The sequence below is a fragment of the Sulfitobacter noctilucae genome, from assembly GCF_000622365.1.
Lineage (GTDB): Bacteria > Pseudomonadota > Alphaproteobacteria > Rhodobacterales > Rhodobacteraceae > Sulfitobacter > Sulfitobacter noctilucae.
Genome location: NZ_JASC01000014.1, coordinates 111163 through 137438, shown reverse-complemented (window position 1 = coordinate 137438; position 26276 = coordinate 111163). Strand labels below are relative to the sequence as shown.

General features: G+C 59.1%; 27 protein-coding genes. 20 read left to right on the top strand and 7 right to left on the bottom strand.

What is annotated here, in order from left to right; all coding sequences use genetic code 11:
• The first annotated feature begins 5 nt into the window (after positions 1-5).
• The 13 genes from Z945_RS0110815 (at position 6) to lpdA (ending at position 12226) form a co-directional block, all read left to right on the top strand.
• On the top strand, positions 6-209 hold the full coding sequence (locus Z945_RS0110815; protein WP_025052123.1) for a DUF1737 domain-containing protein: 204 nt from the start codon (positions 6-8) through the stop codon (positions 207-209).
• Entirely contained in the window at positions 209-1240 is a 1032-nt protein-coding gene (locus tag Z945_RS0110810) for a MaoC family dehydratase (RefSeq protein ID WP_025052122.1), read from the top strand. Before Z945_RS0110815 ends, Z945_RS0110810 begins: the two co-directional genes overlap by 1 nt.
• Before the next feature lie 279 nt (positions 1241-1519).
• A complete protein-coding gene (gene sucC, locus Z945_RS0110805; RefSeq protein ID WP_025052121.1) occupies positions 1520-2713 on the top strand; it encodes an ADP-forming succinate--CoA ligase subunit beta in 1194 nt (397 codons plus the stop codon).
• An 8-nt stretch (positions 2714-2721) separates the two neighbouring features.
• Positions 2722-3024, top strand: a complete 303-nt coding sequence (locus tag Z945_RS0110800) for a hypothetical protein (RefSeq protein WP_025052120.1) — start codon at positions 2722-2724, stop codon at positions 3022-3024.
• A complete protein-coding gene (locus Z945_RS0110795; protein ID WP_152541112.1) occupies positions 3011-3535 on the top strand; it encodes a succinyl-CoA synthetase subunit beta in 525 nt (174 codons plus the stop codon). The genes Z945_RS0110800 and Z945_RS0110795 overlap by 14 nt, the downstream gene beginning before the upstream one ends.
• 57 nt (positions 3536-3592) lie before the next feature.
• A complete protein-coding gene (locus Z945_RS0110790) occupies positions 3593-3868 on the top strand; it encodes a hypothetical protein (RefSeq protein WP_025052118.1) in 276 nt (91 codons plus the stop codon).
• Between the two features lie 63 nt (positions 3869-3931).
• Positions 3932-4819, top strand: a complete 888-nt coding sequence (gene sucD / locus Z945_RS0110785; RefSeq protein WP_025052117.1) for a succinate--CoA ligase subunit alpha — start codon at positions 3932-3934, stop codon at positions 4817-4819.
• Between the two features lie 46 nt (positions 4820-4865).
• Positions 4866-5264, top strand: a complete 399-nt coding sequence (locus tag Z945_RS0110780; RefSeq protein ID WP_025052116.1) for a hypothetical protein — start codon at positions 4866-4868, stop codon at positions 5262-5264.
• A 21-nt stretch (positions 5265-5285) separates the two neighbouring features.
• On the top strand, positions 5286-5750 hold the full coding sequence (locus Z945_RS0110775) for a DUF805 domain-containing protein (protein WP_025052115.1): 465 nt from the start codon (positions 5286-5288) through the stop codon (positions 5748-5750).
• A gap of 30 nt (positions 5751-5780) precedes the next feature.
• Positions 5781-8750, top strand: coding sequence for a 2-oxoglutarate dehydrogenase E1 component (locus Z945_RS0110770; protein ID WP_025052114.1), 2970 nt, complete (start codon positions 5781-5783; stop codon positions 8748-8750).
• A complete protein-coding gene (gene odhB / locus Z945_RS0110765) occupies positions 8747-10312 on the top strand; it encodes a 2-oxoglutarate dehydrogenase complex dihydrolipoyllysine-residue succinyltransferase (protein ID WP_025052113.1) in 1566 nt (521 codons plus the stop codon). Before Z945_RS0110770 ends, odhB begins: the two co-directional genes overlap by 4 nt.
• Positions 10313-10397: 85 nt before the next feature.
• Positions 10398-10793, top strand: a complete 396-nt coding sequence (locus Z945_RS0110760) for an MAPEG family protein (RefSeq protein ID WP_025052112.1) — start codon at positions 10398-10400, stop codon at positions 10791-10793.
• A gap of 44 nt (positions 10794-10837) precedes the next feature.
• Complete coding sequence (gene lpdA, locus Z945_RS0110755; RefSeq protein WP_025052111.1) at positions 10838-12226, top strand: dihydrolipoyl dehydrogenase; 1389 nt, start codon at positions 10838-10840, stop codon at positions 12224-12226.
• Between the two features lie 37 nt (positions 12227-12263).
• Here the strand turns inward: lpdA and Z945_RS0110750 are convergent, their stop codons facing one another.
• Complete coding sequence (locus Z945_RS0110750) at positions 12264-13109, bottom strand: zinc-ribbon domain-containing protein (RefSeq protein ID WP_025052110.1); 846 nt, start codon at positions 13107-13109, stop codon at positions 12264-12266.
• 165 nt (positions 13110-13274) lie between these two features.
• On the opposite strand from Z945_RS0110750, the gene Z945_RS0110745 reads away from it, so the two are divergent.
• From Z945_RS0110745 to Z945_RS0110730, 4 genes are read left to right on the top strand one after another with little or no spacing between them, the layout of a single operon-like run.
• Entirely contained in the window at positions 13275-13952 is a 678-nt protein-coding gene (locus Z945_RS0110745; protein WP_025052109.1) for a cell division ATP-binding protein FtsE, read from the top strand.
• 8 nt (positions 13953-13960) lie between these two features.
• On the top strand, positions 13961-14854 hold the full coding sequence (locus Z945_RS0110740; RefSeq protein WP_037971008.1) for a cell division protein FtsX: 894 nt from the start codon (positions 13961-13963) through the stop codon (positions 14852-14854).
• Complete coding sequence (locus Z945_RS0110735; RefSeq protein WP_025052107.1) at positions 14854-15579, top strand: lysophospholipid acyltransferase family protein; 726 nt, start codon at positions 14854-14856, stop codon at positions 15577-15579. Before Z945_RS0110740 ends, Z945_RS0110735 begins: the two co-directional genes overlap by 1 nt.
• Entirely contained in the window at positions 15572-16177 is a 606-nt protein-coding gene (locus tag Z945_RS0110730; RefSeq protein ID WP_025052106.1) for a pyridoxamine 5'-phosphate oxidase family protein, read from the top strand. The genes Z945_RS0110735 and Z945_RS0110730 overlap by 8 nt, the downstream gene beginning before the upstream one ends.
• 54 nt (positions 16178-16231) lie before the next feature.
• Here Z945_RS0110730 and Z945_RS0110725 read toward each other — a convergent pair whose 3' ends face one another.
• The 5 genes from Z945_RS0110725 to argH all read right to left on the bottom strand — a co-directional run bounded on the left by Z945_RS0110725 (position 16232) and on the right by argH (position 22266).
• Positions 16232-18880, bottom strand: coding sequence for a TIGR02302 family protein (locus Z945_RS0110725; RefSeq protein ID WP_025052105.1), 2649 nt, complete (start codon positions 18878-18880; stop codon positions 16232-16234).
• Between the two features lie 37 nt (positions 18881-18917).
• Positions 18918-20183: a diaminopimelate decarboxylase gene (gene lysA / locus Z945_RS0110720; protein ID WP_025052104.1), complete on the bottom strand. Its 1266-nt coding sequence runs from the start codon at positions 20181-20183 to the stop codon at positions 18918-18920.
• A gap of 32 nt (positions 20184-20215) precedes the next feature.
• A complete protein-coding gene (locus Z945_RS0110715; protein WP_037971006.1) occupies positions 20216-20533 on the bottom strand; it encodes a DUF2834 domain-containing protein in 318 nt (105 codons plus the stop codon).
• A gap of 165 nt (positions 20534-20698) precedes the next feature.
• A complete protein-coding gene (locus Z945_RS20330; protein ID WP_081780997.1) occupies positions 20699-20878 on the bottom strand; it encodes a hypothetical protein in 180 nt (59 codons plus the stop codon).
• Entirely contained in the window at positions 20875-22266 is a 1392-nt protein-coding gene (gene argH / locus Z945_RS0110710) for an argininosuccinate lyase (RefSeq protein ID WP_025052102.1), read from the bottom strand. Before argH ends, Z945_RS20330 begins: the two co-directional genes overlap by 4 nt.
• A gap of 22 nt (positions 22267-22288) precedes the next feature.
• Here argH and Z945_RS0110705 point away from each other — a divergent pair, with 22 nt between their 5' ends.
• Positions 22289-22858, top strand: coding sequence for a TlpA disulfide reductase family protein (locus Z945_RS0110705; protein ID WP_025052101.1), 570 nt, complete (start codon positions 22289-22291; stop codon positions 22856-22858).
• A gap of 21 nt (positions 22859-22879) precedes the next feature.
• Here Z945_RS0110705 and Z945_RS0110700 read toward each other — a convergent pair whose 3' ends face one another.
• A complete protein-coding gene (locus tag Z945_RS0110700) occupies positions 22880-23956 on the bottom strand; it encodes a Hint domain-containing protein (RefSeq protein WP_025052100.1) in 1077 nt (358 codons plus the stop codon).
• A 340-nt stretch (positions 23957-24296) separates the two neighbouring features.
• Here Z945_RS0110700 and Z945_RS0110695 point away from each other — a divergent pair, with 340 nt between their 5' ends.
• Complete coding sequence (locus Z945_RS0110695; RefSeq protein WP_025052099.1) at positions 24297-24824, top strand: winged helix DNA-binding protein; 528 nt, start codon at positions 24297-24299, stop codon at positions 24822-24824.
• 103 nt (positions 24825-24927) lie between these two features.
• Positions 24928-26265 carry an aspartate aminotransferase family protein gene (locus tag Z945_RS0110690; RefSeq protein ID WP_025052098.1) on the top strand — a complete coding sequence of 446 codons (1338 nt, stop codon included), beginning with the start codon at positions 24928-24930 and terminating at the stop codon, positions 26263-26265.
• The last annotated feature ends 11 nt before the right edge of the window (positions 26266-26276 follow it).

Below are 26276 nucleotides of genomic sequence, written 5' to 3'. Positions count from 1 at the left end.
AAATTATGAAACTTTTCCGCTTCCTCTCTGAAGAGGACACATCCGCCTTCTGTCACAAAGTAACCGATGCCCTCAACAAGGGCTGGGAGCTGTACGGCACGCCGACGCAAACATGGGATCACGCCGCTGGTGTGATGCGGTGTGGGCAAGCCGTAACGAAAGACGCCCCCGGCACCTATTCACCTGACACCAAACTGGGAGAACACTGATGGCCAAGACCAACGCAGGGCGCTTCTTCGAGGATTACACCGTCGGCGAAACGATCCACCATGCCGTACCGCGTACCGTCAAAATGGGCGAACGAGCGCTCTATCACATGCTCTACCCTGCGCGCCATGCGCTCTATTCCTCGGATCAATTCGCGCAAAGCTGCGGCCTGCCGTTCAGCCCGTTGGATGATATGATCGCTTTTCATATCGTTTTTGGCAAAACCGTGCCGGACGTGTCTTTGAACGCCGTAGCAAACCTTGGCTATGCACAGGGCCGCTGGCTGGCTCCTGTCTGGCCCGGCGACACGCTGCGCAGCCAGTCTGAGGTGATTGGCCTCAAGCAAAACTCTAATGGGCGTACCGGCGTTGTCTATGTCCGCACGACTGGGCTGAACCAACATGATGAAGCGGTGCTGGAATATGTGCGCTGGGTGATGGTGCGCAAACGCGACGCGGATGCCCCTGCGCCCGAGACGGTTGTACCCGATCTGCCAAAGGCGCTCAGCCCGGATCAGTTGGTTATCCCGAAAGGCCTCGATTTCAGCAACTACGACTTCACCCTTGCCGGAGAACCGCACCGCTGGGGCGACTATGAAGTGGGAGAGAAGATCGACCATGTTGATGGTGTCACCATCGAGGAAGCCGAGCACATGATGGCCACGCGGCTGTGGCAGAATACGGCGAAAGTGCATTTTGACACCTCCGCGCGGCTAGATGGCAGCCGTTTGATCTATGGCGGCCATGTAATTTCTATGGCGCGGGCGCTGTCCTTCAACGGGCTCGCGAATGCGCAAATGATTGTCGGATTGAACGGTGGCGCACATGCCAACCCTTGTCTGGCTGGAGACACTGTGCGCGCATGGTCAGAGGTACTGGACAAAGCCGAGACCTCTGCGCCCGGCGTGGGGGCGATCCGTTTGCGTCTGGTCGCGACCAAAGGCGGTGACGCTTTTGCCTTGCGCGGCGAAGATGGCAAATACCTGCCTGAGGTTCTGCTCGACCTGGACTATTGGGCGCTGCTGCCGATCTAGCGCAACCGCAATTACACCCTGATTGCGGCAAAATTACCCGGTTTTGCCGCATATTTTCAGCATTTTTGCAGGATTTACCGGCAAGAAGCGCGCCGTGCAACCCGTGATTCCCCTAAGAAAATGTAAATTATGAACCCTTTGTGATCACACGTTTTCGCCGCGTGATCACAAATGTCGCTTTACCCTAGCAATGTGACGAAAAGTCCTGAAAGCTTCCTCCGAACCATAAGACTCACCGGACAGACGCTCGGCGACTTGAACAAAAACGGGACCGTTTTCATGAACATCCACGAATATCAGGCGAAAGCCCTTTTGCGCAGCTATGGCGCGCCCGTCTCTGACGGCCGTGTCGTCCTCAAGGCCGAGGACGCCAAGACTGCGGCTGGCGAAATGGACGGCCCGCTTTGGGTGGTCAAGGCGCAGATCCACGCAGGCGGACGGGGCAAGGGCAAGTTCAAGGAAGCCGATGCTGGTGAGGCCGGCGGTGTGCGCCTTACCAAATCCGTGGAAGAAGCCGCCGAGCAGGCCAAGAAGATGCTGGGCCGCACGTTGGTCACACATCAGACCGGCCCCGCGGGCAAGCAGGTCAACCGCATCTACATCGAAGACGGATCCGGCATCGAGACCGAATTGTACCTCGCCCTGCTGGTCGATCGCCAGACATCGCGCGTCTCCTTTGTCTGCTCCACCGAAGGCGGCATGGACATCGAGGAAGTCGCGGCTTCCACACCTGAAAAGATCCTGAGCTTTTCTGTCGATCCCGCGACAGGCTATCAGGCATTCCACGGCCGACGCATCGCTTTCTCACTGGGGCTGGAAGGTAAGCAGGTCAAACAATGCGTGGGCCTCATGGGTCTGCTTTACAAAGCCTTCATGGAAAAAGACATGGAGATGCTCGAGATCAATCCTCTCATCGTCGCCGAAGGGGGTGACCTAAAGGTGCTCGACGCGAAAGTCTCTTTTGACGGCAACGCCATGTATCGCCACAATGACATTGCCGAGTTGCGCGACACCACCGAAGAAGACCCCAAAGAGCTTGAGGCTTCCAAGTACGATCTGAACTACATCGCGCTGGACGGCGAGATTGGCTGCATGGTCAACGGTGCGGGCCTCGCAATGGCCACGATGGACATTATCAAGCTCTACGGTGCGGAACCCGCAAACTTCCTCGACGTGGGCGGTGGTGCAACCAAGGAAAAAGTGACCGAAGCGTTCAAGATCATCACGTCTGATCCGCAGGTCAAAGGCATCCTTGTGAACATCTTTGGCGGCATCATGCGCTGCGATGTGATTGCAGAAGGTGTGGTTGCTGCGGTCAAAGAGGTGGGCCTGCAGGTGCCGCTGGTCGTGCGTCTCGAAGGCACGAATGTCCAGCAGGGCAAAGACATCATCAACAACTCCGGTCTGGATGTCATTGCCGCCGAAGACCTGAAGGATGGTGCGCAGAAGATCGTCAAAGCGGTCAAGGGCTGATCCGTCCTGTGTCTGAACAGCCCGCCCCTGCAAACGCGCCTATTCTGGCTGGCCTTGCCCTTTTGGGTATGGGCCTGCTTGTGCGTCGGTGGCAGCCGCGTGCGCTGTCGCTGCCGGACAAGCCCGACACCGGCAGTCACCGCGACCGCGGCGTCGCCAAAGTGGCTCGCAGATCCCGTGACGGTGTGGCGGCGGTCTTACCACGCAATATGACCGGCTCGATTGGACGGTCGTTGCTGGTGATGGGTGCAGGTCTGATCATCGTGCGGGCACTGGATGAGTTGGTCGAGGATGATGATGCATTGTTCTAAGCTCCTTGGCATCGCAGTCGCTACGTTGGTGTCTGCCAGCGTTGCAAACGCTGGCAGTGCGCCGACTACCGCCCGCATGGCGATGCAGCTTTTTGCAGACCACTGTTTCTCGCCGTACATGACTGCGGCAAAGGCGCGGGAAACCTTCTCGCTAAAAGGCGTGGATCATGATTTCTATGATCTTGATCCTTTCTCCAGCGCAGCCCCCTCCCCCGCCACAGGCCGCGCCGTGACGCCCGGCACAGACCGACGGTGCGAGGTTTCTTTTGCCGGAGACCATGCAGAGAATGCCGCGTCGGCCGCAGTGCGCGGATTGGCCGTCGAGAAAATCTTGCAGCCTGCCGATCTGCCGGCGTCTTATACCGAGACTGCGACCACAACGCTCCTTGCGGCCCGTCGCCTGAACCCCCGCCGTGTGGCCGTTGTGCATGTGGCGACCAGGGGCGCGGCAAACACGCTTGAGACCTTTATGCTGGTAGAGCGGCTGGCGCCGTCACACAGCACAAACTGAACATGAATGAACCCCGGCACCTGCGCGTGACCGGCAGCCAAGACAAAGGGACAGACCATGACACCACTTCGCCTGACCGTGACCGCGTTCGCGCTGGCCAGCCTCGCCGCCTGCGGCAGCGACTACAGCGTCCGCACCGGCCCGCAAGAGGTGCACCCCAGCACGTCGCGGCTTGCCTCCGGTGCCGGGGCTGTACGTCCCCGCGCTCAGGTGACCAGCATTCAGCAGATCACCGTCATCAATGTCACCACGCCTTGCGCTGCGCATAAACACTGCGGCACGGGCTATCACGGCGGTCACAAGAACGACGGCTCCCGCCCCATCATCGATTAATCGCGCCGGGCAGCGTAACGCCCGTCCCGCAGCACTAAACAGAATACCAGAAGGAGACGCGCAATGGCCGTACTCGTAGACGAAAACACCAAAGTCATCTGTCAGGGCCTCACCGGCTCGCAAGGCACATTCCATACCGAGCAGGCGATTGCCTACGGCACCAAGATGGTCGGCGGTGTGACCCCCGGCAAAGGCGGCCAGACGCATCTGGACCTGCCCGTCTTCAACTCTGTGCACGAAGCAAAGCATGTGACCGAAGCGAACGCTTCCGTGATCTATGTCCCGCCCCCCTTCGCCGCTGACTCGATCCTTGAGGCGATCGACGCCGAAATGCAACTTATTGTCTGCATCACCGAAGGCATCCCGGTGCTGGACATGATGCGCGTCCAGCGTGCGCTGGAAGGATCGAAGTCCCGTCTGATCGGCCCGAACTGTCCTGGTGTTATCACACCTGATGCGTGCAAAATCGGCATCATGCCGGGCCACATCCACAAGCGCGGTTCCTGCGGCGTGGTCTCGCGCTCCGGCACGCTGACGTACGAGGCGGTCAAACAGACGTCCGATCTGGGCTATGGCCAGTCTTCCGCCGTTGGTATCGGTGGCGACCCGATTAAAGGGACCGAGCACATCGACGTGCTTGAAATGTTCCTTGCAGATGACGAGACGCAGTCCATCATCATGATCGGCGAAATCGGCGGCTCCGCCGAAGAAGAAGCCGCACAGTTCCTTGCGGATGAGAAGAAAAAAGGCCGTTGGAAGCCCACCGCCGGCTTTATCGCGGGCCGTACGGCCCCTCCCGGTCGCCGCATGGGTCACGCCGGCGCAATCGTTGCGGGCGGCAAAGGCGGCGCCGAGGACAAGATCGAAGCCATGAAAGCCGCGGGTATCGTGGTTGCAGACAGCCCGGCTACCTTGGGCGAAGCCGTCAAAGAAGCCATCGAAAAGGGCTAATTATGGGCCACACCGCCTTTCCTTTGTGCGACAGACTGCGGGCTGGATGACAACATTGTCCTCCAGTTTGCGGTTCAAGCACCGTGTCGCGACCTCGCCTTTGGCCGGGGTCGCGGGGCGTGTGCGGAACGGCCTGCGCCGAATGCGCGGTATTCGACACCCAGTGCTGGGGCCTTTGTTGCGCGAGGATGCGATGATGGACGCCGTAATGGCACAGCGGATCAAACCCGAATGGGATCGTCTGGATGCCGGTGCCCACTTGGGATCCGCCTATTACCGCATGGCCGAACTGGCCCCCAAGGGTCAGCACGCCATGATCGAGGCCAGCGCAGATAAAGCTGCGATGCTTGAATTGATGCGGCAACCTTTGCCAGATACCGCAACTATCCGTTTTTGGCGTTCAACTATTTCGCGTTGCGCCGCAGCGGTGACACAACCAGCCTGACCCAATAGAAAGGGGAAAAAGATGACAATGGATTTCCCAACTGCAATCAAAACTTGCCTGATGGAGAAATACGCGAGCTTTCAAGGCCGCGCTTCACGGTCTGAATATTGGTGGTTCTTTCTGGCCTTTTTGATCGGCGCCGTCATCACCCAGTTGATCTGGTGGGTGCTTTACCTGGTCTTCGCACTCGCGTTCATCTGTCCAATGCTCTCTGCTGGCTTTCGCAGGTTGCAAGACACTGGACGTCCCGGCTGGTATATTGCCATACCGTTCGGGCTGAGCCTTGTGACAATGCTGATCGCCCCTACATTCCCGACAGAGGCAGAGATGGCGTCCGGCGTGATGCCTGATATGGGCGGCATGGCGCTGTTCAGTGTGATCAGCATCATTCAGCTGATCGTAAGCCTTGTCTTCCTATGGTGGCTTACCCGCCCCTCCCAGCCCGAAACCAATGCCTTCGGGCCTGCGCCCGTTCCCGCTTCGTAATAAAAGTCCCGCCCAGCCAAAGGTGACGCCATGACCGAACAACCAGCCAACGATCATTTCCACGCCTCCTCCTTCATGGAAGGGGACAATGCGGAATATCTCGAACAGCTCTATGCCAGATACGCTTCAGACCCCTCGTCGGTAGACGAGGCGTGGCATGTCTTTTTCAAAGCGATGGGCGATGAGCGCAAAGCGGTAGAAGCCGAAGCGGCAGGTCCATCCTGGGCGCGATCAGATTGGCCACCTGCTCCGGCGGGCGATACGATGGGCGCGCTGACGGGTATCTGGCCCGAACCCGCCGAGGCGGAAGCAGCAGGTAAAAAGATCAAGGCAAAGGCCGAGGAAAAGGGCGTCTCTATCAGCGACGCGCAAGTGAAGCAGGCGGTGCTCGATTCCATTCGTGCGCTCATGCTGATCCGCGCCTACCGCATCCGGGGCCATCTGGCCGCTGATCTTGATCCGCTTGGCATGCGCGATATGGGCGAACATCCGGAGCTTGATCCCAAGGCTTACGGCTTTACCGACGATGATCTGGACCGGCCTATTTTTATCGACAACGTGCTGGGGCTCGAAGTCGCCACGATGAAGCAGATCGTGGGTATCGTCAAAGCCACCTACTGCGGCACCTTCGCCCTCCAATACATGCATATCTCGAACCCGACCGAAGCTGCATGGCTCAAGGAACGGATCGAAGGATATGGCAAGGAAATCGCTTTTACCAAGAACGGGCGCAAGGCGATCCTCTCCAAGCTGGTCGAAGCCGAAGGCTTTGAGAAGTTCCTGCATGTCAAATACATGGGCACCAAGCGATTTGGTCTGGACGGTGGCGAGAGCCTTGTCCCCGCTATGGAGCAGATCATCAAACGTGGCGGTCAGTTGGGTGTCAAAGACATCGTCATCGGCATGCCTCACCGGGGGCGTCTTTCGGTGCTCGCCAATGTGATGCAGAAACCCTACCGTGCCATCTTTAACGAATTTCAGGGCGGCAGCTTCAAACCCGAAGATGTGGATGGTTCAGGCGATGTGAAATATCACCTTGGTGCCTCCTCAGACCGCGAATTTGACGACAATACCGTGCACCTGTCGCTGACGGCGAACCCCAGCCACCTTGAGGCTGTAAATCCCGTTGTATTGGGCAAGGTTCGCGCCAAGCAGGACCAGCTGAATGACAAGGATCGCGTGGCGGTTATGCCCGTATTGCTGCACGGCGACGCGGCCTTTGCAGGTCAGGGCGTTGTGGCTGAGTGTTTTGCGCTCTCCGGCCTGAAAGGGCATCGGACCGGCGGCACCATGCATATCGTTGTGAACAACCAGATCGGCTTCACAACAGCGCCGCATTTCTCGCGTTCTTCGCCTTATCCCACCGACAACGCGCTGGTGGTCGAAGCGCCGATTTTCCACGTAAACGGTGATGACCCCGAAGCGGTTGTACATGCTGCCCGTGTGGCAACGGAATTCCGCCAGAAGTTCCACAAGGACGTGGTGCTCGACATCATCTGCTACCGTCGGTTCGGTCACAACGAAGGCGACGAGCCGATGTTCACCAACCCGATCATGTACAAGAAGATCAAAGGCCAGAAGACCACCCTGAGCCTCTACTCAGAGCGTCTGGTCAAGGACGGTCTGGTGCCCGAGGGCGAGATCGAGGACATGAAGGCCGACTTCCAGAAGCGCATGAACGACGAGTTCGAAGCGGGCAAGGAATACCGTCCCAACAAGGCCGATTGGCTGGATGGCAAATGGTCTCACCTCGACCGGTCCAAAGAAAAGAAATACCAGCGCGGCAAGACTGCAATTGGAGAAGATACGCTAAAGGATGTTGGCAAATCGCTGACAACCGCCCCCGATGACTTCCCCTTGCACAAGACGGTGGGCCGCTTGTTGGATGCCAAGGCCGAGATGTTCAAATCTGGCACCAGTTTTGATTGGGCCACGGCCGAGGCATTGGCCTTTGGTTCTCTGCTGACCGAAGGCTACAAGGTACGCCTGTCCGGGCAGGACAGCGCACGCGGCACGTTCAGCCAACGCCATTCCGCCCTGATCAATCAGGAGACGGAAGAGCGTTACTACCCGCTGAACCACGTCCGCGAAGGACAGGCCGAATACGAAGTTATCGACTCGATGCTGTCGGAATACGCTGTTCTGGGGTTCGAGTATGGCTATTCGCTGGCCGAGCCCAACGCGCTGACCCTGTGGGAAGCTCAGTTTGGTGATTTCGCCAACGGCGCGCAGATCATGTTTGACCAGTTCATCAGTTCCGGGGAGTCGAAATGGCTCCGCATGTCCGGTCTGGTCTGCCTGCTGCCACATGGCTACGAGGGCCAGGGACCGGAACACTCTTCTGCCCGGCTTGAGCGGTTCCTAACCATGTGCGGCGGCGACAACTGGATCGTGGCGAATTGCACCACACCTGCGAACTACTTTCATATCCTGCGCCGCCAGCTGCACCGCAGCTACCGCAAGCCGCTGATGTTGATGACGCCGAAATCCCTGTTGCGCCACAAGCTGGCCGTCAGCAAGGCCGAAGAATTCACCACCGGCTCCAGCTTTCACCGGGTGCTGTGGGACGATGCGCAGCAAGGCAATTCCGACACCAAACTGGTCAAGGATGACAAGATCAAGCGCGTGGTGATGTGCTCGGGCAAGGTCTATTACGATCTGCTGGAGGAACGCGACGCGCGCGGAATTGACGATGTCTATCTGATGCGGTTCGAACAATTCTATCCCTTCCCCGCGCAATCCGCAGTGAAGGAGCTGGAGCGGTTCAAGAACGCCGAGATGGTCTGGTGTCAGGAAGAACCTAAAAATCAGGGCGCATGGACGTTTATCGAGCCCAATATCGAATGGGTGCTGGGTCGGATCAAAGCCAAGAATACACGCCCCATCTACGTAGGGCGCGCCACCGCGGCATCGCCTGCCACGGGCCTTGCCAGCCAGCACAAAGCACAACAAGCCGCCCTCGTTGATGAGGCGCTGACACTTGAAGGATCGAAGAAATGACCGAAGTACGCGTACCCACGCTGGGCGAATCCGTAACCGAAGCAACTGTGGCCACATGGTTTAAAAAGCCAGGTGACACTGTGGCTGTCGACGAAATGCTCTGCGAGCTGGAAACGGACAAAGTCACTGTCGAAGTTCCCAGCCCCGTGGCCGGCACCCTGTCGGACATCGTTGCAGAAGAAGGCGACACCGTCGGAGTTGATGCGCTTTTGGCCAATATCTCGGAAGGAGATGGCGGGAACGAAGCCGCGCCCAAAGGCCGCGAAAGCGCCGAGGACGAAGCTTCGAGCAGCCAGGCCGCACGCGAAGCCTCCGACGGGGATACGGGTGCCGATAGCAGTAGCGACGGCGGCGGTGAATCCGTTGACGTCATGGTGCCAACTCTTGGGGAAAGCGTGACCGAGGCAACAGTCAGCACTTGGTTCAAAAAGGTCGGTGACACCGTCGCGCAGGATGAAATGCTGTGCGAGCTTGAGACCGATAAGGTCAGCGTTGAAGTGCCCGCGCCTGCCGCTGGCACGCTGACAGAAATCATCGCGGATGAAGGTGCCACGGTCGAAGCCAATGGCAAGCTGGCCGTAATTTCCGGTGGTGCGGGCGGTGCTGCTGCCGCACCGGCACAGGAAATGGCCCCGGCCCCCGCCGCTGCGTCCGAAAACACCGGCAAGGATGTTGAGGATGCGCCTTCGGCGAAAAAAGCGATGGCCGAAGCGGGGATCAGTCGTGATCAGGTGACCGGCACCGGCCGTGACGGTCGCGTGATGAAAGAAGACGTGGCCAAAGCGATCGCGGCTGGCACCTCTGCCGCCTCCACTCCCGAAGCCAAACAGGCACCGCGCGCGCCCTCTGCTGCCGATGACGCCTCTCGCGAAGAACGGGTGAAGATGACCCGCCTGAAACAGACCATGGCGCGCCGCCTAAAAGAGGCGCAGAACACCGCCGCAATCCTGACCACCTTCAACGAGGTCGACATGACCGAAGTGATGGAGATCCGGAACGCCTATAAAGCGGATTTCGAGAAGAAACATGGCGTCCGTCTGGGCTTCATGTCCTTCTTCACCAAGGCCTGCTGCCACGCCCTGAAAGAGATTCCTGAGGTGAACGCCGAAATCGACGGCACCGATGTGATCTACAAGAACTACGTCCACATGGGTGTCGCCGCTGGCACGCCCACAGGTCTTGTGGTGCCCGTGATCCGCGACGTCGACAGCATGTCCTTTGCCGAGATCGAAAAAGGCATCAACACGATGGGCAAGAAGGCCCGCGACGGCAAGCTGACGATGGCCGACATGACCGGCGGCACCTTCACCATCTCCAACGGCGGTGTTTACGGCTCGCTGATGACCGCGCCGATCCTGAACCCGCCGCAGTCCGGTATCCTTGGCATGGCGAAAATCCAGGACCGCCCGATGGCGATTGGCGGCGAGGTCGTAATCCGTCCGATGATGTATATCTCGCTGAGCTATGACCACCGCATCATCGACGGCAAAGGCGCGGTGACCTTCCTTGTCCGCGTCAAAGAGATGCTGGAAGATCCACGTCGGTTGCTGATGGATTTGTAAGAATACGGCGGGACGTGTCCCGTCCGATCTTCAATCGCAGGGCGGGAAAAATCTCCCGCCCTGCGTTAGCTAGAAAAGTAACGTGATGACCCCCGAACTCACCGCTTTAACCCTCGCGGCTATTCTGCAGATCGTGCAGTTTGCGCTCTACGCGGTGCCCGCAAACCTCGAGCTTGGCACCGGCTACACCATGTCGCCGCGCGACCGGGAGCCTTCCCGCGAGATGTCGCAGCGCACCGCCCGTCTGGGCCGCGCCTTCGACAACCACTTTCAGGGGCTTATCCTCTTTGCCATCGCGGCTCTCGTCATTCACACCACTGGCCAAAGCTCCGGTTTTACGGCCGCCTGCGCCTTTGCCTACCTGATCGCTCGCATCCTCTATGTCCCGGCCTATGTTCGGGGCTGGGTACCGGCCCGCTCATATATCTGGTTCGCGGGCCTTGTGGCGACCTTCCTTATGCTGCTTGCAGCTCTATTCTGACGCCCCTACCCTGCGGGCAAACACACATTCCAAGGAGACACCCCATGTCCAGCTATGATGTCATCGTGATCGGTTCCGGCCCCGGCGGCTATGTCGCTGCTATCCGTTGTGCGCAACTGGGTCTGAAAACCGCCTGCGTCGAGGGGCGCGACACGCTGGGCGGCACCTGCCTCAATGTGGGATGTATCCCGTCCAAGGCATTGTTGCACGCCTCACATATGCTGCATGAGGCAGAGCATAACTTTGCTGAAATGGGGCTGAAGGGGAAAAGCCCTTCGGTCGACTGGAAGCAGATGCAGGCCTACAAGCAGTCCACCATCGACACCAACACCAAAGGCATCGAATTTCTGTTCAAAAAGAACAAGATCGACTGGCTGAAGGGCTGGGGATCGGTGCCAGAGGCGGGCAGGGTCAAGGTGGGCGACGACGTGCACGAGGCCAAGAACATCATCATCGCTACCGGCTCCGAAGCCGCTTCCCTGCCCGGCGTGGAGGTTGACGAAAAGGTTGTTGTGACCTCCACCGGGGCGCTGGAACTGGGCAAGGTGCCGAAAAAGATGGTGGTGATCGGTGCAGGTGTCATCGGGCTTGAGCTGGGCAGCGTTTATTCGCGGTTGGGCGCTGAAGTAACAGTTGTTGAATTCCTTGACGCGATCACGCCGGGCATGGACCCCGAAGTACAGAAAACCTTCCAGCGGATGCTGAAAAAGCAGGGACTGGAATTTATCATGGGCGCCGCAGTGCAAAAGACCGAGGCCAGCAAGACCAAGGCCAAAGTCCATTACAAGCTGCGCAAGGATGACAGCGAACATGTGCTGGACGCCGATGTAGTGCTGGTGGCGACAGGGCGCAAACCCTACCACGACCACCTCGATCTGGAATCGCTTGGCATCCGTCTGACCAAGCGCGGGCAGATTGCCATCACCAAGGAATGGCAAACAGACGTCAAAGGCATCTATGCCATTGGCGATGTGACCGAAGGGCCGATGCTGGCCCACAAAGCCGAAGACGAGGGCATGGCCGTGGCCGAGGTTATTGCGGGCAAACATGGTCACGTGAATTACGGCGTGATCCCCGGCGTCATCTATACCCACCCCGAGGTCGCCAATGTGGGCGAGACGGAAGAAACCCTTAAAGAAGCGGGTCGTGCCTATAAGGTCGGCAAATTCAGCTTTATGGGCAATGCCCGTGCCAAGGCAAATTTCGCGGGCGACGGTTTTGTGAAGATCCTTGCGGACAAGGAAACAGACCGCATTCTGGGTGCTCACATCATCGGGCCGTCAGCGGGTGATCTGATCCATGAAGTCTGCGTTGCGATGGAATTCGGGGCCTCTGCTCAGGATTTGGCAATGACATGCCATGCACATCCGACCTATTCCGAAGCGGTTCGTGAAGCTGCCCTTGCCTGCGGCGACGGACCGATCCACATGTGATCGCCCCTGTGGTGGCCCTTGAACAAGGGCCACTGCATCAACCTTCTGATTGGCTTGCCACCACGTCCAGCCAGGTCAGCAAGGCCCTGAGCCCCCTTGCCAATGATATCCGCAATTGATCGATAAACCCTGTATAGGCTGTCATCACGCCTTCTAGCGCAGGCACCATTGCGCTCATTTTGGGCGCGTAGATATAAAGCAGCGCCAGTACCACAAAGATCAGCACCACGCTGATGAACCCCCGGCGGAAGCCACCGCTTTTTTTGCGCTGTCCACCGGCACCCAGACCCTCGCGCACATCGGCATCTACACCGGTGGTATTGCTGTCATTGCGTAGGGTTGAATTGATCTCTTCAATGTCCGGCAGCAACTCACGGCGCGAGGACATGGCAGCGGCGGTTGCAGCGACCTCTGCGGCGGGCTCCGCTTCGCCACGCATCCGGGCCATGCGCTTTTTCGCCTCTAGGGCGCGACGATCCGCGTCGTCTTCATCCATATCTGGCCGCGGTGGCGGTGTTGGCTCGCCTGTATCCAAGCCGAGATCAGGCTGGCTTTCCAGTGGCGTTGACTGCCGGCGCTTGCGGGCTTCGAATTCGGCTTCGGCTTCCTGCCGCAAAATATCTGCGACGGCCGGATCAAGCTGTCGCCGCTCAGGCCCGACAGAGGGGGGCGGTGCGGGAGGTGGCGGCGGAGAGACTTCCTCGTCTTCGCTTGGCGCATCGACTGTCAGCGTTTCCTCGTCTTCTTCGGGGGGCGCATTATCTGGATGGTGTTGAAACCACGTCTGGCCGCAATTTGAACATTGCACGTCTCGACCGGCGGTTGGGACCACCTCGTCCGGTACTTCGTACTGGGCGTCACAATTGGGACAGGTCAGCCTCATCAGGTATTTCTTCGCTCACTCACAACGGATGGTGCACACCTTAGGTAGCATATGATCAACAGTCATGCGGGAAAAGCGTTAACTGTTGCCATGGCCGCCAAGTGCTGCATTGAATCCGCAACGATGCTCAGGCACAACAGGCGCGGTGATATTGGGGTTAAGATTGTGATCGAACTGGAAAATGTGGCGTACAGCTATGGCGGGGGGGAATTGCTCTCTGACATTTCGCTGAAACTTGCGCCGGGTTCGTTTCATTTTTTGACCGGGCCTTCGGGCGCGGGCAAGACCACCTTGATGAAATTGTGCTACGGGGCTTTGCTTCCGACGGCCGGTCATGTCCGGCTGTTCGGCGCGGATGTCCGTGGGCTGGACCGTGACGATATCACGGCTGTACGCCGCCGGGTTGGCGTGGTGCACCAGGATGTGAAATTTCTCGACCATCTGAATGTAACGGACAATATCGGTTTGCCACTGACGGTTTCAGGCCGTCATGCGGAAGCCGCAGGCAATGATCTGGACGAGTTGATGTCATGGGTCGGACTGACCAACCGTGCCGACGCCTTGCCGCCCGAACTATCAGGTGGCGAAAGACAAAGGGCGGCACTTGCGCGGGCCGTGATTATGTCACCCGATGTGGTGCTCGCGGATGAGCCCACCGGCAACGTGGATTGGGACATGTCGCAACGCTTGCTGCGGTTGCTGATCGAGCTAAACAAAATGGGCAAAACCGTGTTGATCGCCACCCATGACCTCAGCCTGATCCGCGCCACAAAAGCGCATGTGCAGGCCCGCGTGTTGCGCATTGCCAACCGGCGGATACAACTGGCGGGGGCGGATCTGTGAGGCCGAATGTGGGAAGCCTCCGCGCGTTGTTGGCAGGGGACCGGAACGCGGACCGGGTGGTGCCGCCATCAGGGTTCACGGCGCAACTGACGGTCTTTGCTGCTGGCGCGATGGCCTTTCTGGCCGTTTTTGCTTTGGCGCTGTCGCTCGCTTCGGGGCGGTTGGCTGATCGCTGGGGGGATGAGCTTGCCCGGTCCGCCACCATCCGGATCGTCGCTCCACTCGACCAACGTTCAGCCCAGACCGATGCTGCCCTGCGTATACTGGAGACGACACGCGGCATCGCGAGTGCCCGCGCCCTGAGCGACGAGGAACAACGCGATCTGCTGGCCCCGTGGTTTGGCAACGATTTGGCGCTGGAAAGCCTGCCGGTGCCGCGATTGATCGAAGTGATTGAAGACACCGATGGCATGGATCCTGCGGGATTACGCCTGCGCCTCGCGGCAGAAGTACCAGGCGCGGTGCTGGATGACCACAACCGTTGGCGCCAGCCCTTGATTGAAGCCGCGACGCGCTTGCGGCTGCTTGGATGGGTGTCGATCGTCCTGATCACCGCAGCTGTGGCCGCGATGATCACACTGGCGGCCAATGCAGCACTGGCCGCGAACGCGCAGGTGATCTCTGTCCTGCGCTTGATCGGCGCAACCGATGATTACATCGCCCTCGCTTTCATCCGCCGCTTCACGCTGCGCGCCCTGTCTGGAGCCGCAGCGGGCACGGTTCTGGGGATGCTTGCGATGTTGTTGATGCCGCGCGGCTCCGACATGGGCGGATTTCTGACCGGTCTCGGGTTTCAGGGAAGCCATTGGCTGCTGCCTTTGCTGATCCCTCTACTGGCAGCCGGTGTCGCCTTTGCCGCGACCCGCGCAGCGGCCAAACGCACGTTAAAGGAGCTTGCATGATGCTGCAGTGGGTGCGCTCGATCCTCTTTATCATCCAGGCAACCATTGCGATGCCGATCATCGGACTGCTCTTTGCACCCTGGGCCATGTTCTCCAAAACCGGGGCCTATGCCGCCTGCAAATCCTATGCAGGCTGGTGCATGTGGACTGCGCGCTGGATGATTGGCCTGCGCTGCGAGATCCGTGGAACGGTGCCCGATGGTGAAGTGCTGGTCGCAGCCAAACACCAGTCGTTTCTGGACATCATGATGATTTTTCACGCCCTGCCCCGCGCCAAGTTCATCATGAAACGCGAAATTCTATGGACACCGGTCATCGGACAATACACCAAACGGATGCAGATGATCGCCGTGGATCGCGGCAAGCGCGGCAAGGCCATCCAGCAGATGATGCAGGATGTGAACGCCGGCCGGATCGAACCGGGCCAGATCGTGATTTATCCGCAAGGTACCCGCGTCGCCCCCGGCGCGAAGGTAAGCTATAAGGTGGGTACGGCGATCCTCTATGACCAGCTTGGCCAGTCCTGCGTGCCGGTTTCAACGAATGCAGGGTACTTCTGGCCGCGCAGGGGCCTGTATCGCCGCCCTGGGCTTGCGGTCGTTGAGTTTCTCGATCCCATTGCACCGGGCCTGAGCAAAGATGCCTTTATGAAAACCCTTGAACAGACCATCGAAACGGAATCCGATGCTTTGCTGGCCGAAGCAGGGTATCGGGCAAATGCATAAGATAAGCGATCTTGCGGCGCTTCATGCGCTCTACGGCAAGCCCAGTGCACCTGCGCTGCGCAAGGTTGCGACCGAGCTGACGCCGCTTTATCGCATATGGATCATGGCATCGCAGCTTTGCGTACTCAGCACCGTTGGTCCGGAAGGCGTAGACGGCAGCCCGCGTGGGGACGATGGACCCGTTGTCACGGAACTGGATGCCCGGACACTTGCTATGCCGGACTGGCGGGGCAATAACCGATTGGATTCGCTGCGCAATATTGTGGAAGACGGGCGCATCTCCTGCATGTTCATCGTACCCGGTTCAAACAATGTGGTGCGGGTGAACGGAACGGCTATCCTGACGGATGATGATACCCTCAGGGCGCGGTTTGAGAAGAACGGGCACCAACCCGCAACCGTGATCGTCATTACAATTTCAGAGATTTACAGCCAATGTGCCCGTGCGTTGATGCGTGCCGGAATATGGGAGGGCGTCGACCGGCGCGCTGATCTGCCCTCTATCGGAGATATCCTTGCCGAGATGACCAGCGGGGAGGAAGGCGGCGCGCCTTATGACAGCGCTTGGGCGTCACGTGCTGAAAAGACCATGTGGTGACCGCATGGTCCTGCGCTTGACATCCGTAAACGCCTTTTGCGCAGCCATCGCCCGCTAGAAACGATCCAGCAACCTGTTCAGATAGTCGCGCTCCACTTCAGGGCGTGCCGTCTCTCCCGAACGGCGGCGTATCTCATCCAGCAATTCACGTGCACGGGCACCGCGATCCGGACCAAGCGCCAGCGGTCCTTCTGAACCAGTGGCGCCGTTGGTGCCCTGTTCGCGCCCAAGCGGGTCACGGTTTTCCGCCCGGCGATCGGATTCCGTCGTGCCCTGACCGGGCTGCTGGTCCTGTTGCTGCTCTTGCGCCATCGCTTCACCCAACGATCGCATACCCTCGCGCAAGGCTTCCATGGCCTGTGCCTGATTGTCGATGGCCTCGGCCAGATCCTGATTGCGCAGGGCCTCTTCGGCCTGATCCATCGCACGACCTGCACGGTCCAGTGCGTCACGTGCCGCATCGCCCTCCGGCGTCCCTTGTCCCGGCAAATTACTCTGCTGGCGGCGCAATTCGTCGCGCAAGGCTTCCTGACGTTGTGCCAAGCCCTCTTCGCCTTTACCAAATCCATCGCCCTGCTCGCCACCTTCCGGCATCGGCTGATTGCCGCCCTGATGGTTTTGACCTTGCTGGTTCTGACCTTGCTGTTGATCGCTGCCCTGGCCCTGACCGTTCTGGCCCTCGTGGCTTTGGCCGCGCCCCTGGCCCCCGTTACGCCCTTCATTGCCCTGGTTTTCGCCCGCCTGCGCACCGGGATTGAACTGTTCCTGCAGATCGCGGAACGCCTGATCGCTCAACCCTTGCTGCTGGCGCAACGTATCGGCGAGGTCTTCCATCGCCTGTTCACCCGGCGACTGGCTTCCCTGTCCCTGCTGGCCTTCGGTAACGCGCATGTTCTCCATCATTTCCTGCAACTGCTGAAGCGCCTCTGCAGCTTCCGCCATCCGGCCCTCTTCCATCAATTCCTGGATACGGTCCATCATACGCTGCAGATCATCCTGCGTCATTTGCATGGACTCGCCCTGCTGCTGCTGTTGCTCCCCGTCCTGTTGACCATTCTCGGCCTGCTGGCGCTGCAACTGGCGCATATATTCCTCGGTCGCACGGCGCAATTCATCCATCAACTCTGCGATTTCCTCGTCTGAGGCACCGTTTTTCATTGCTTCCTGCAACCGCTCCTGCGCACGGCGTAACCGCTCCAACGCGTCGGCCAGCACACCCTCTTCCAACTCGATTGCAAGTCCCCAAAGATCTTCTGCCAGATCGTCCTGCACATCATCGTCCAATCCAAAACGAGCTCGAATTTCCAGCCGCTCGATGATCTGGCGCAGACGCAGCACCGTAGTTTCACTGCGGATCACGTCTTCGGGTTGAAAAGCGATGGTGCGCAAAATCTGTGCGGTGCGCGATGCGTTGGCCTTGGACCACAGCAGATCGCGCCGCATCTCGATCAACGCTGCGGCAGACGGATTAAAGAACCGCCGCCCGGGCAGGACCATATCCTGCGGCAGCGTCTCACCCTGCTGCTCTGCGGCGTCAAGCACCGCCAGCGTCAGCTTCACAGGCAGGTTCGCCCAAGGATGTTTGGAGAAATCTTCTATCAGGTTTTCCTCAAAAGTTGCGCGGTCACCAGAGATTGGCGTCGGCAGGGGCACCGTTATCTGCGCACGCGGATCTGGATCTATGGTCAAACCGTGCCGCCGATCGACTGCCGTCAAATCAAGCACAAAGCGCGCCTCGCCCGCTTCGACGCCGTAGTCATCTTGCGCACTGAACGGCAGGCGCATTTCCCCAAGGGCTGCTACCTCTGCTTCGCCCAGAATATTAACTTCTGGCGCGGTATCGGGCCGCATCGTCACGGACCAGGACCGCCCGCCCGGCCCTTCAATGGCGATACTGCCCTCTTGTACCACCGCGAAATCCTGTGCGGGATCGGATGCGGCTGGCAAATCGACTGTCCTGCCTGACACGGTCTCGGCCAGCGTCAGCGCTCCGACATCACCGTAAAAACGCAACGTGATCAAAGTACCGGCTGGCAAATCCAGCGGCCCTGCATCCAAGTCATTCAGGTAAAGCCTTGGACGTCCGGTATATCGCGGCGGTTCAGCCCAGCCCTCCCAAACTGGTCCACTGGCCAAGCCGGCACCCGTCGGGGCCATGCCAACCACCGATCCGACGCGCCAGACCGATCCAAATATCAACGCGACCGCGAAAGCCAGCACCGCAACATAGCGCAGTGCATAGGGGTCCCGGTCTGATACCCGCAGATCAGCCGCCACCGGCCCAGCCTGCGCTGCCCGCGCCGCCATGCGTGATTTATGCGCCCGCCATACGGCCATCGACGCATCATCATCGCCACCAATCGCTGCATCATCCAACATCGCCTGAATGGGCCGCCCCGGCAGGCTCGCATCAAGCCGCTCCATCGCGGCTGCCCGGTTGGGCCATTCAAAACGCCGGAAGGCATAGACAATCGACAGAAGTCCGCAAAGCGCAAGCACCACCGCAGCGGCCCAAACGACCTCGACCATGACGGAATCCTGCAAGCCAAGCATCAGTGCCGCCAGCGTTAACAGGACAACCGTCAGCAAGGGCCAGAGCGCCTGCACTACCTGTTCGGCCAGCATACCCGTCTGCGTCATGCGCAGCGGCCACCGCAGTTTGCTGAGGGACTTGCCTACGTCATCCGGGGTGAAAGTGCTCATTCCGTTTGGCTCCCATCAGTTGCCGGGCAGAATAGCCCTACAACCATTCAGGTATGGTATCGCGATTTATCATTTCGTCAAAGGTGGGCCGTGCGCGGATAACCGCAAATTGATCCTCTTTCACCAATACTTCCGGGATCAGGGGCCGCGAGTTGTATTCGCTGCTCATCACCGCGCCGTAAGCTCCGGCCGAGCGGAACGCGACAAGGTCACCTGCAACAAGCGGCGGCATATTGCGCTGCTTTGCAAAAGTGTCGCCGGATTCGCATACCGGACCAACGATATCGATGGGCTCGGGTGCCACGCCCGGTGCAGGCTCAATCACCGGAATAATGTCGTGATAAGCTTCATACATCGCAGGCCGGATGAGATCATTCATCGCCCCGTCCAGGATTAGGAAATCGCGCCCCTCGCCTGATTTGACATAGATCACCTCACTGACCATCAGCCCGGCATTACCGGCAATCAAGCGTCCCGGCTCGATCTCGATTTCGCAGCCCAGATGGCCCAGCGTCCGTTGAACCAAGGCACCATAGTCCGAAGGGAGCGGTGGATCGGCGTTGCTTCGCTCGTAAGGGATGCCCAGGCCCCCGCCAAGATCAAGCCGCGTGATGCGGTGCCCATCAGCCCGGAGGGTTTCGGTCAGCTCCGCAACTTTCAGGTAGGCCTGCTCGAACGGGGCGAGGTCGGTCAGCTGGGACCCGATGTGCACATCAATACCGATGACATCCAACCCCGGCATCGCAGCGGCCATTGCATAGACTTCACGCGCACGGGCAATGGGAATGCCGAACTTATTCTCGGATTTGCCGGTCGCAATCTTCGCATGGGTCTTGGCATCCACATCGGGGTTTACCCGCACCGTGATCGGCGCAACAACGCCCAATTCCTGTGCGACCGCATCGAGAATGGCCATTTCCGGTTCGCTCTCGACATTGAACTGCCGGATGCCCCCCTCCAGCGCCAGCCTGATCTCGTCTCGCGTCTTGCCCACACCGGAGAAAACGATTCGCTCTCCGGGCACACCAGCCGCCCGTGCCCGGCGGTATTCTCCGCCAGACACCACATCCATGCCGGCCCCTGCCTGCGCAAGAGTTTGCAAAACCGCCTGATTGGAATTGGCCTTCATCGCATAACAGACCAAGTGCTCCATCCCGTCGAGCGCATCATCAAACAAGTGAAAATGGCGCAACAGCGTTGCGGTGGAATACACATAAAATGGTGTGCCAACCGCCGCCGCAATTTCGGAGATGGCGACATCCTCGGCGTAGAGCGCACCGTCGCGATAAAGGAAATGATCCATTCTCTTTTTGGCCTTATATACCGTAGTGCACCCTATTTAACGGGCGCAGTCCGCAGAAAAAGATAGAGCGGCAAGCCGCAAGAAACCCCAATGCAAAAGGTTGCAGGGATCGCGATCAGGGCGAACCAGTTCCGCCGCACGGCGACCTCGGCCAGGATCCAGACGGTCAGGGTGACAGCCGCAATGGTCAGATCCCAGACTAGACCGCTGGACGCTGTATTGGCGTGCCAGGCATCCACCATCGCCATGATGTCGTAGCCGTTCGCGTTGAACCAGGTGATGAAATAGTACATCGGATGGATCGCGCCCCAGAGGGCCAGCGCCAGAAAAATCATCCGCAAAGGCGACATATCACCAAGCCCTCGCAACGCCGACAGTGGCATGACCCGAGACATGTACGCCAGGTGTTGCCACGCTGGGTTGCTGCCGCGATGCGGGATCTGTGTTGCTACGCTCGGCACGCGGCAGCGGACCACATGCGACAAGGGCGAAAAGTGCAGCGATAAGTAGCCCTTTCACAATCCTAACCCTACAGATACCGAAACGGGACCTTGCGTCATCCCAAGTCCAAGCCCGCCCGACACGCCAGCATCCGATAGAGTAATTGTCGCATTCCGTGTGGGCTGAACCGGCTCACCGTCAGCGCCACAAGCCGCACAGAGCGTGCCCAAACCCATAGCCAAAATCCATCTCATGCCAAAAGGTCCTTCCAGCGCTTGATCTGTGCGCGCACCTGCGCAGGGGCTGTACCGCCGTAAGACATACGCGAATTGACCGAATTTTCCACGCCCAGAACGCCGAAAATATCCTCCGTAATCCCGTCGTGCACAGATTGCATTTGCGCCAGCGTCAGGTCAGGCAGATCACAGCCCTGCGTTTCGGCCATGCCAACGAGCGCGCCGGTGATGTGATGCGCGTCCCGGAACGGCAGTCCCAGTACCCGCACGAGCCAATCGGCAAGATCGGTCGCGGTGGAAAATCCACTGCCTGCTGCGGCCGCGAGGTTCTCGCGCTGTCCGGTCATGTCGCGCACCATGCCTTCCATAGCGGCCAGCGCCAGCATCAAATTATCGGCGGCGTCAAAGACCTGTTCCTTGTCTTCCTGCATGTCCTTGGAATAGGCCAGCGGTAGACCTTTCATCACCATCATCAGCGCCGTGTTCGCGCCAAAGATGCGTCCGACTTTGGCACGGATCAGCTCTGCGGCATCAGGGTTTTTCTTCTGCGGCATAATGCTGGACCCGGTTGAAAACCGGTCCGACAGGGCGACAAAGCGAAACTGGGCTGACGACCAGATCACCAATTCCTCGGCAAAGCGGCTCAGGTGCATGGCACAAATGCTGGCAGCCCCCAGAAACTCCAGCGCGAAATCCCGGTCGCTGACCGCATCCAGTGAATTTGCCGCAGGACGGTCAAAGCCCAGCGCCTGCGCCGTCATCTCCCGGTCGATTGGAAAGGACGTGCCTGCCAGAGCAGCCGCACCAAGAGGGCTTTCGTTCATTCGTGCGCGGGCATCGCGCACCCGGCTCAGGTCGCGCCCGAACATCTCGACATAAGCCATCATATGATGACCCCAGGTGACCGGCTGTGCCGTCTGCAGATGGGTAAAGCCCGGCATGACCCAATCCGCACCAGCCTCGGCCTGTCCGAGGAGCGCTTGAATAAGCGCGAGGAGGCCACCCTCGAAAGCATCGAGCTGATCGCGCACCCAGAGCTTGAAATCGGTCGCCACTTGGTCGTTGCGCGACCGGCCCGTATGCAACCGGCCCGCCGGTTCGCCAATCACCTCTTTCAGCCGCGCCTCGACATTCATATGAATGTCTTCAAGCGCTGTGGAATATTCGAATGTCCCGCCTTCAATCTCTGACAAGATCGTGAGCAAGCCTTCCCGGATCGCTTTGGCGTCGCTATCAGTGATGATGCCGGTTGCGGCCAACATCGCAGCATGTGCGCGACTGCCTGCGATGTCCTGTGCCGCCATGCGCTTGTCAAAACCGATAGAGGCGTTAATTGCCTCCATGATGGCATCGGGACCAGCGGCAAAGCGGCCGCCCCACATTTTGTTGGACGTGTGATCAGTCATGTCAGAACCCTCGGAGGGACAGATGAGAAAAGTAATATTCGGCCTCGTGTATACGGCCCTTTTGGCAGGTGCAAACCCTGCCCTTGCCGCAGGCCCCGACATTCTGCCCCTGCGTGACGGTGATATGAAGAAACTCGTTGTGCATGATACGCCTGAATCTACATCGGATGCGGCGTTCAATCTGGCGGATGATGCAGGCACCTCCACGCTTGAAGACTGGCGCGGCAAATATGTGCTGGTCAATTTTTGGGCCACCTGGTGTGCACCCTGCCGCAAGGAAATGCCGCAGCTGAACGCATTGCAAAAGGAATTCGGCGGCGATGATTTTGAAGTGCTGACCATCGCCACGGGCCGCAACTCGCCGCAAGGCATCATCAAATTCTTCAAAGAAGCGGGCGTTGATAGCCTGCCCCGTCACCAAGACCCCAAACAGGCACTGGCTGCACAGATGGGCATATTCGGCTTGCCGATCAGTGTGATCATCGACCCCGAAGGACGCGAGATCGCCCGCCTACGCGGCGACGCAAAATGGGACAGCGACAGCGCCAAATCCATCATCAAGGCATTGATCGACAGCCGCGCGGACAGCTGACCGCGCGTTCCGCACCTGCACTCAGGCTGCGTGCCTGAGAATCGCCGCTTCTGACGCGGACAGGTTGCGCCGGGCAAAGCTGCCGTAGGTATGCGGATCAAACTCAAGCTCGGGATGCGTGGCGAGCAGCCGCGCCCGGTCACCCTCATCCAATGTGCTGAGTGCAGCTGAAGCCGGATGGAAGCTCTCTGTCTCTACCCCGTTGGCCCACATCACCTGATGCCGGTCCAGAAGCAGATGCACATAAGTCACTTCGCGCAGCTTCATATCTACCGTGATCCCTGTGCCATCAATCAGATCCTTGGCTGCGACCAGCACCTCGGGTGTGTTGAACAAATCCTGAGCCACAGCACCTTTGACCAGAACGCGGTGCTCAGGCGAGACAATCAGATCCTCGTCCGGCACATCGTCGCCCAACACCCCCGCCGCAATGCGCACAGGGCGCAGCTTTGGCATGGCGAAAAGGCGTGCACCTGTCATGCGCCGGCTGCCGACCCAACGGATTGCCTGCGCTCCGTTGTCCTTGGTCTGGATCATGTCGCCTTCACGCAGATCCTCGATCAGCATCAACCCTTCGGGCGTCATGATCCGCGTGCCGGGGGTAAAGCAAATGACCCCACCGCTTCCGGCGCTATCGGCATCATGCGGCGTGGCACCCAGTGTGTGATGCACGATCCACAAATCGCAGTCTCGCGGCGGGATTTCATTCAGGAACATCAACAACGGCTGCGTTCCGCCACCAACCTCGATCAGCGTAACGGTATAGCTTTGACCCCCATCCGTGACGACAAAACTATTGTCCATCAACGCCGTTGTCTCGAGCATGTCTTTCTGGTCTTCGCTTAGCACCGGCGGTGCTGTTTCCAACGCCGCGCCGACAAGGCGATGCACCATGCGTGCCGCTCGTTTGCGAAGTTTATCTGCGCCGTCTGCCTGATCCAGCCGCAATACATCATTCGGGCCATCGACCCGAACTGCGTCCCCACGCCATGCCCATGCTGCCCCTACCTTGAGGTTCTGCACCGGCGCGGCATCAAGACCGTCTATCTCTGTTTGCGACCAGCTGATGACAAACGTGCCCTTAAAGCCCGTTTTCATTGCTCGTTCTGCCTGCCTCAGTTTTTTTATTAACTCGAAGTTAACAAAAACGCGCATTTCGGGAAAGACCGTTTTTCAAGATGGATTCACGAAAGTGGGGTGATCTTGCGTCGTTTGAGTTTCGCGCCACGCGGGAAACTTCCATTTCGTGCGAATATTGGCTTGTTCTGCCAAATATCGGGTAAGATCAGCACATAAACGAACTTTGCAGCAGCGCGTGTTTTTTAACACACTCCACAACTCACAGAGTTATATCTGGGAGGCCACACCCGCATAGCTTGGCCATCCTTGCAATTTGTCGACAAGTTGTTAGCGTTTTTGAGCAAAAAAGGAGCGCCAAATGCCGAACCGCAAGCCATCCCTCCCCCAAAGACGCATCGTATCTTCCCGGCATCTTGCCGAAGGGGATGGATGGGAAGCGTCAGAACTCGAATACGGGATGATCATCGCCTACAACGCTTTCACACGCTGGATGTCGCGCTGCATGGCGGCGGCAGGCAATGCTGATCTGACTCCTCTGGAAATTCTGGTGTTGCACAACACCAATCACCGCAACCGCGAAAAGCGGTTGAACGATATTTGCTTCCTGCTGAACATCGAAGACACCCACACCGTGAACTACGCGCTGCGCAAACTGGTGAAATCAGGTCTGCTGGAAACCGACAAGCGCGGCAAGGAGGTCTTCTATAGCACCTCATCCGAGGGGGCTGCGCTGTGTGAAGCCTACCGCGCGATCCGAAAGTCCTGCTTTCTGGATGGGCTGGGTAGGACAGATACCAACGGCGACGATCTGCGCGAAATGGCGGCGGGTTTGCGCGCGATCTCGGGGCAATACGACCAGGCCAGCCGCGCGGCGACCTCGCTCTAGCACGAAATCAGTACAGACAGCGCCCTGCTCTTGCGCGATAATGGGCTGCATAGGTACGCTTTGATCACAGGTGCCGCCCCACCGTTACAATTAGGAATGTCACATGAGCCATGTCCTGCGCCGCACCCTGACCGGGGATCAGCCGACCATCGTCCGGGGGGAGGGATCGTTTCTGATCGACAGCACCGGCAAGCGCTATCTGGACGCTTGTGGCGGTGCAGCGGTGTCGAGCCTTGGCCATGACAACTCGGCTGTGCGTGCAGCGGTGGCGCGCCAAATGGAGACGCTCAGCTTTGCGCATACGGGTCTGTTTACGAACGAACCCGCCGAACAGTTGGCTGATTATCTGATCGCCCATGCGCCCGACGGCACAGGCGAAGGTCGGGTGATGTATCTGGGGTCCGGTTCCGAGGCGATGGAGGCTGCGCTGAAACTCGCCCGTCAGTATCATATCGAGAACGGACAACCGGAACGTGCCCGCATCATCGCCCGCGCGCCGAGTTACCATGGCAATACGCTGGCGGCACTTGCGGTCAGTGGTCACGCGGGCCGACGTGCGCCCTTCGCGCCCCTGTTGATCGACGTTGAGCACATCGAAGCGGCCTATGCTTACCGTTTCCAAAAAGAAGGCGAGAGCGAAGCGGATTTTGCGCTGCGCATGGCGAACCAGCTGGAAGCCCGCATTCTGGCGTTGGGACCTGAAACCGTCGCTGCATTCGTTGCCGAACCCGTGGTTGGTGCGTCCCTTGGCACACAGCCCGCGCCCCGAGGATACTTCAAACGGATCCGCGAGATCTGCGACACCTATGGTGTGCTCTATATTGCTGATGAGGTCATGTGTGGCATGGGGCGCACCGGCAGCCTGTTCGCGCTGGAGCAAGAAGGCATTGCCGCCGACATCACAACAATGGCCAAGGGGCTGGGTGCAGGGTACCAACCCATTGCTGCTGTAATGGCATCCGAGAAAGTGGTGAACGCGATCCTTTCGGGCAGCGGGAAACTATGGAACGGTCACACTTATATGTCGCATGCGGTTGCCACCGCAGGCGCAATGGCCGTGATGCAAGAAATAGAAGACCGTGATTTGTTGACCGATGTTCGCCGACTTGGCCAACGACTGGAGAGCGGATTGCGCAGCAGGCTACACCAAAATCCGCAGGTGGGCGATATCCGCGGACGCGGGTTGTTCTGGACGGTTGAAATCGTCGCCGACCGCGTATCCAAAACGCCGTTCGACGTGTCACTGAATATGGCAGGCCGCATCCTCAAAGCAACGCTAGAAGCCGGGGTCATCTGCTATCCATCGCAGGGCTGCGCCGACGGCACGTCAGGTGACCACGTGCTGCTGGCACCCTGCTTTACCTCGACAAATGCCGAAATCGATTTGATTGTCGATGTCATGGCTTCGGCGATTGAAACGGAAACGGCGAAAGCGGTTTAGGGTGGACCCCC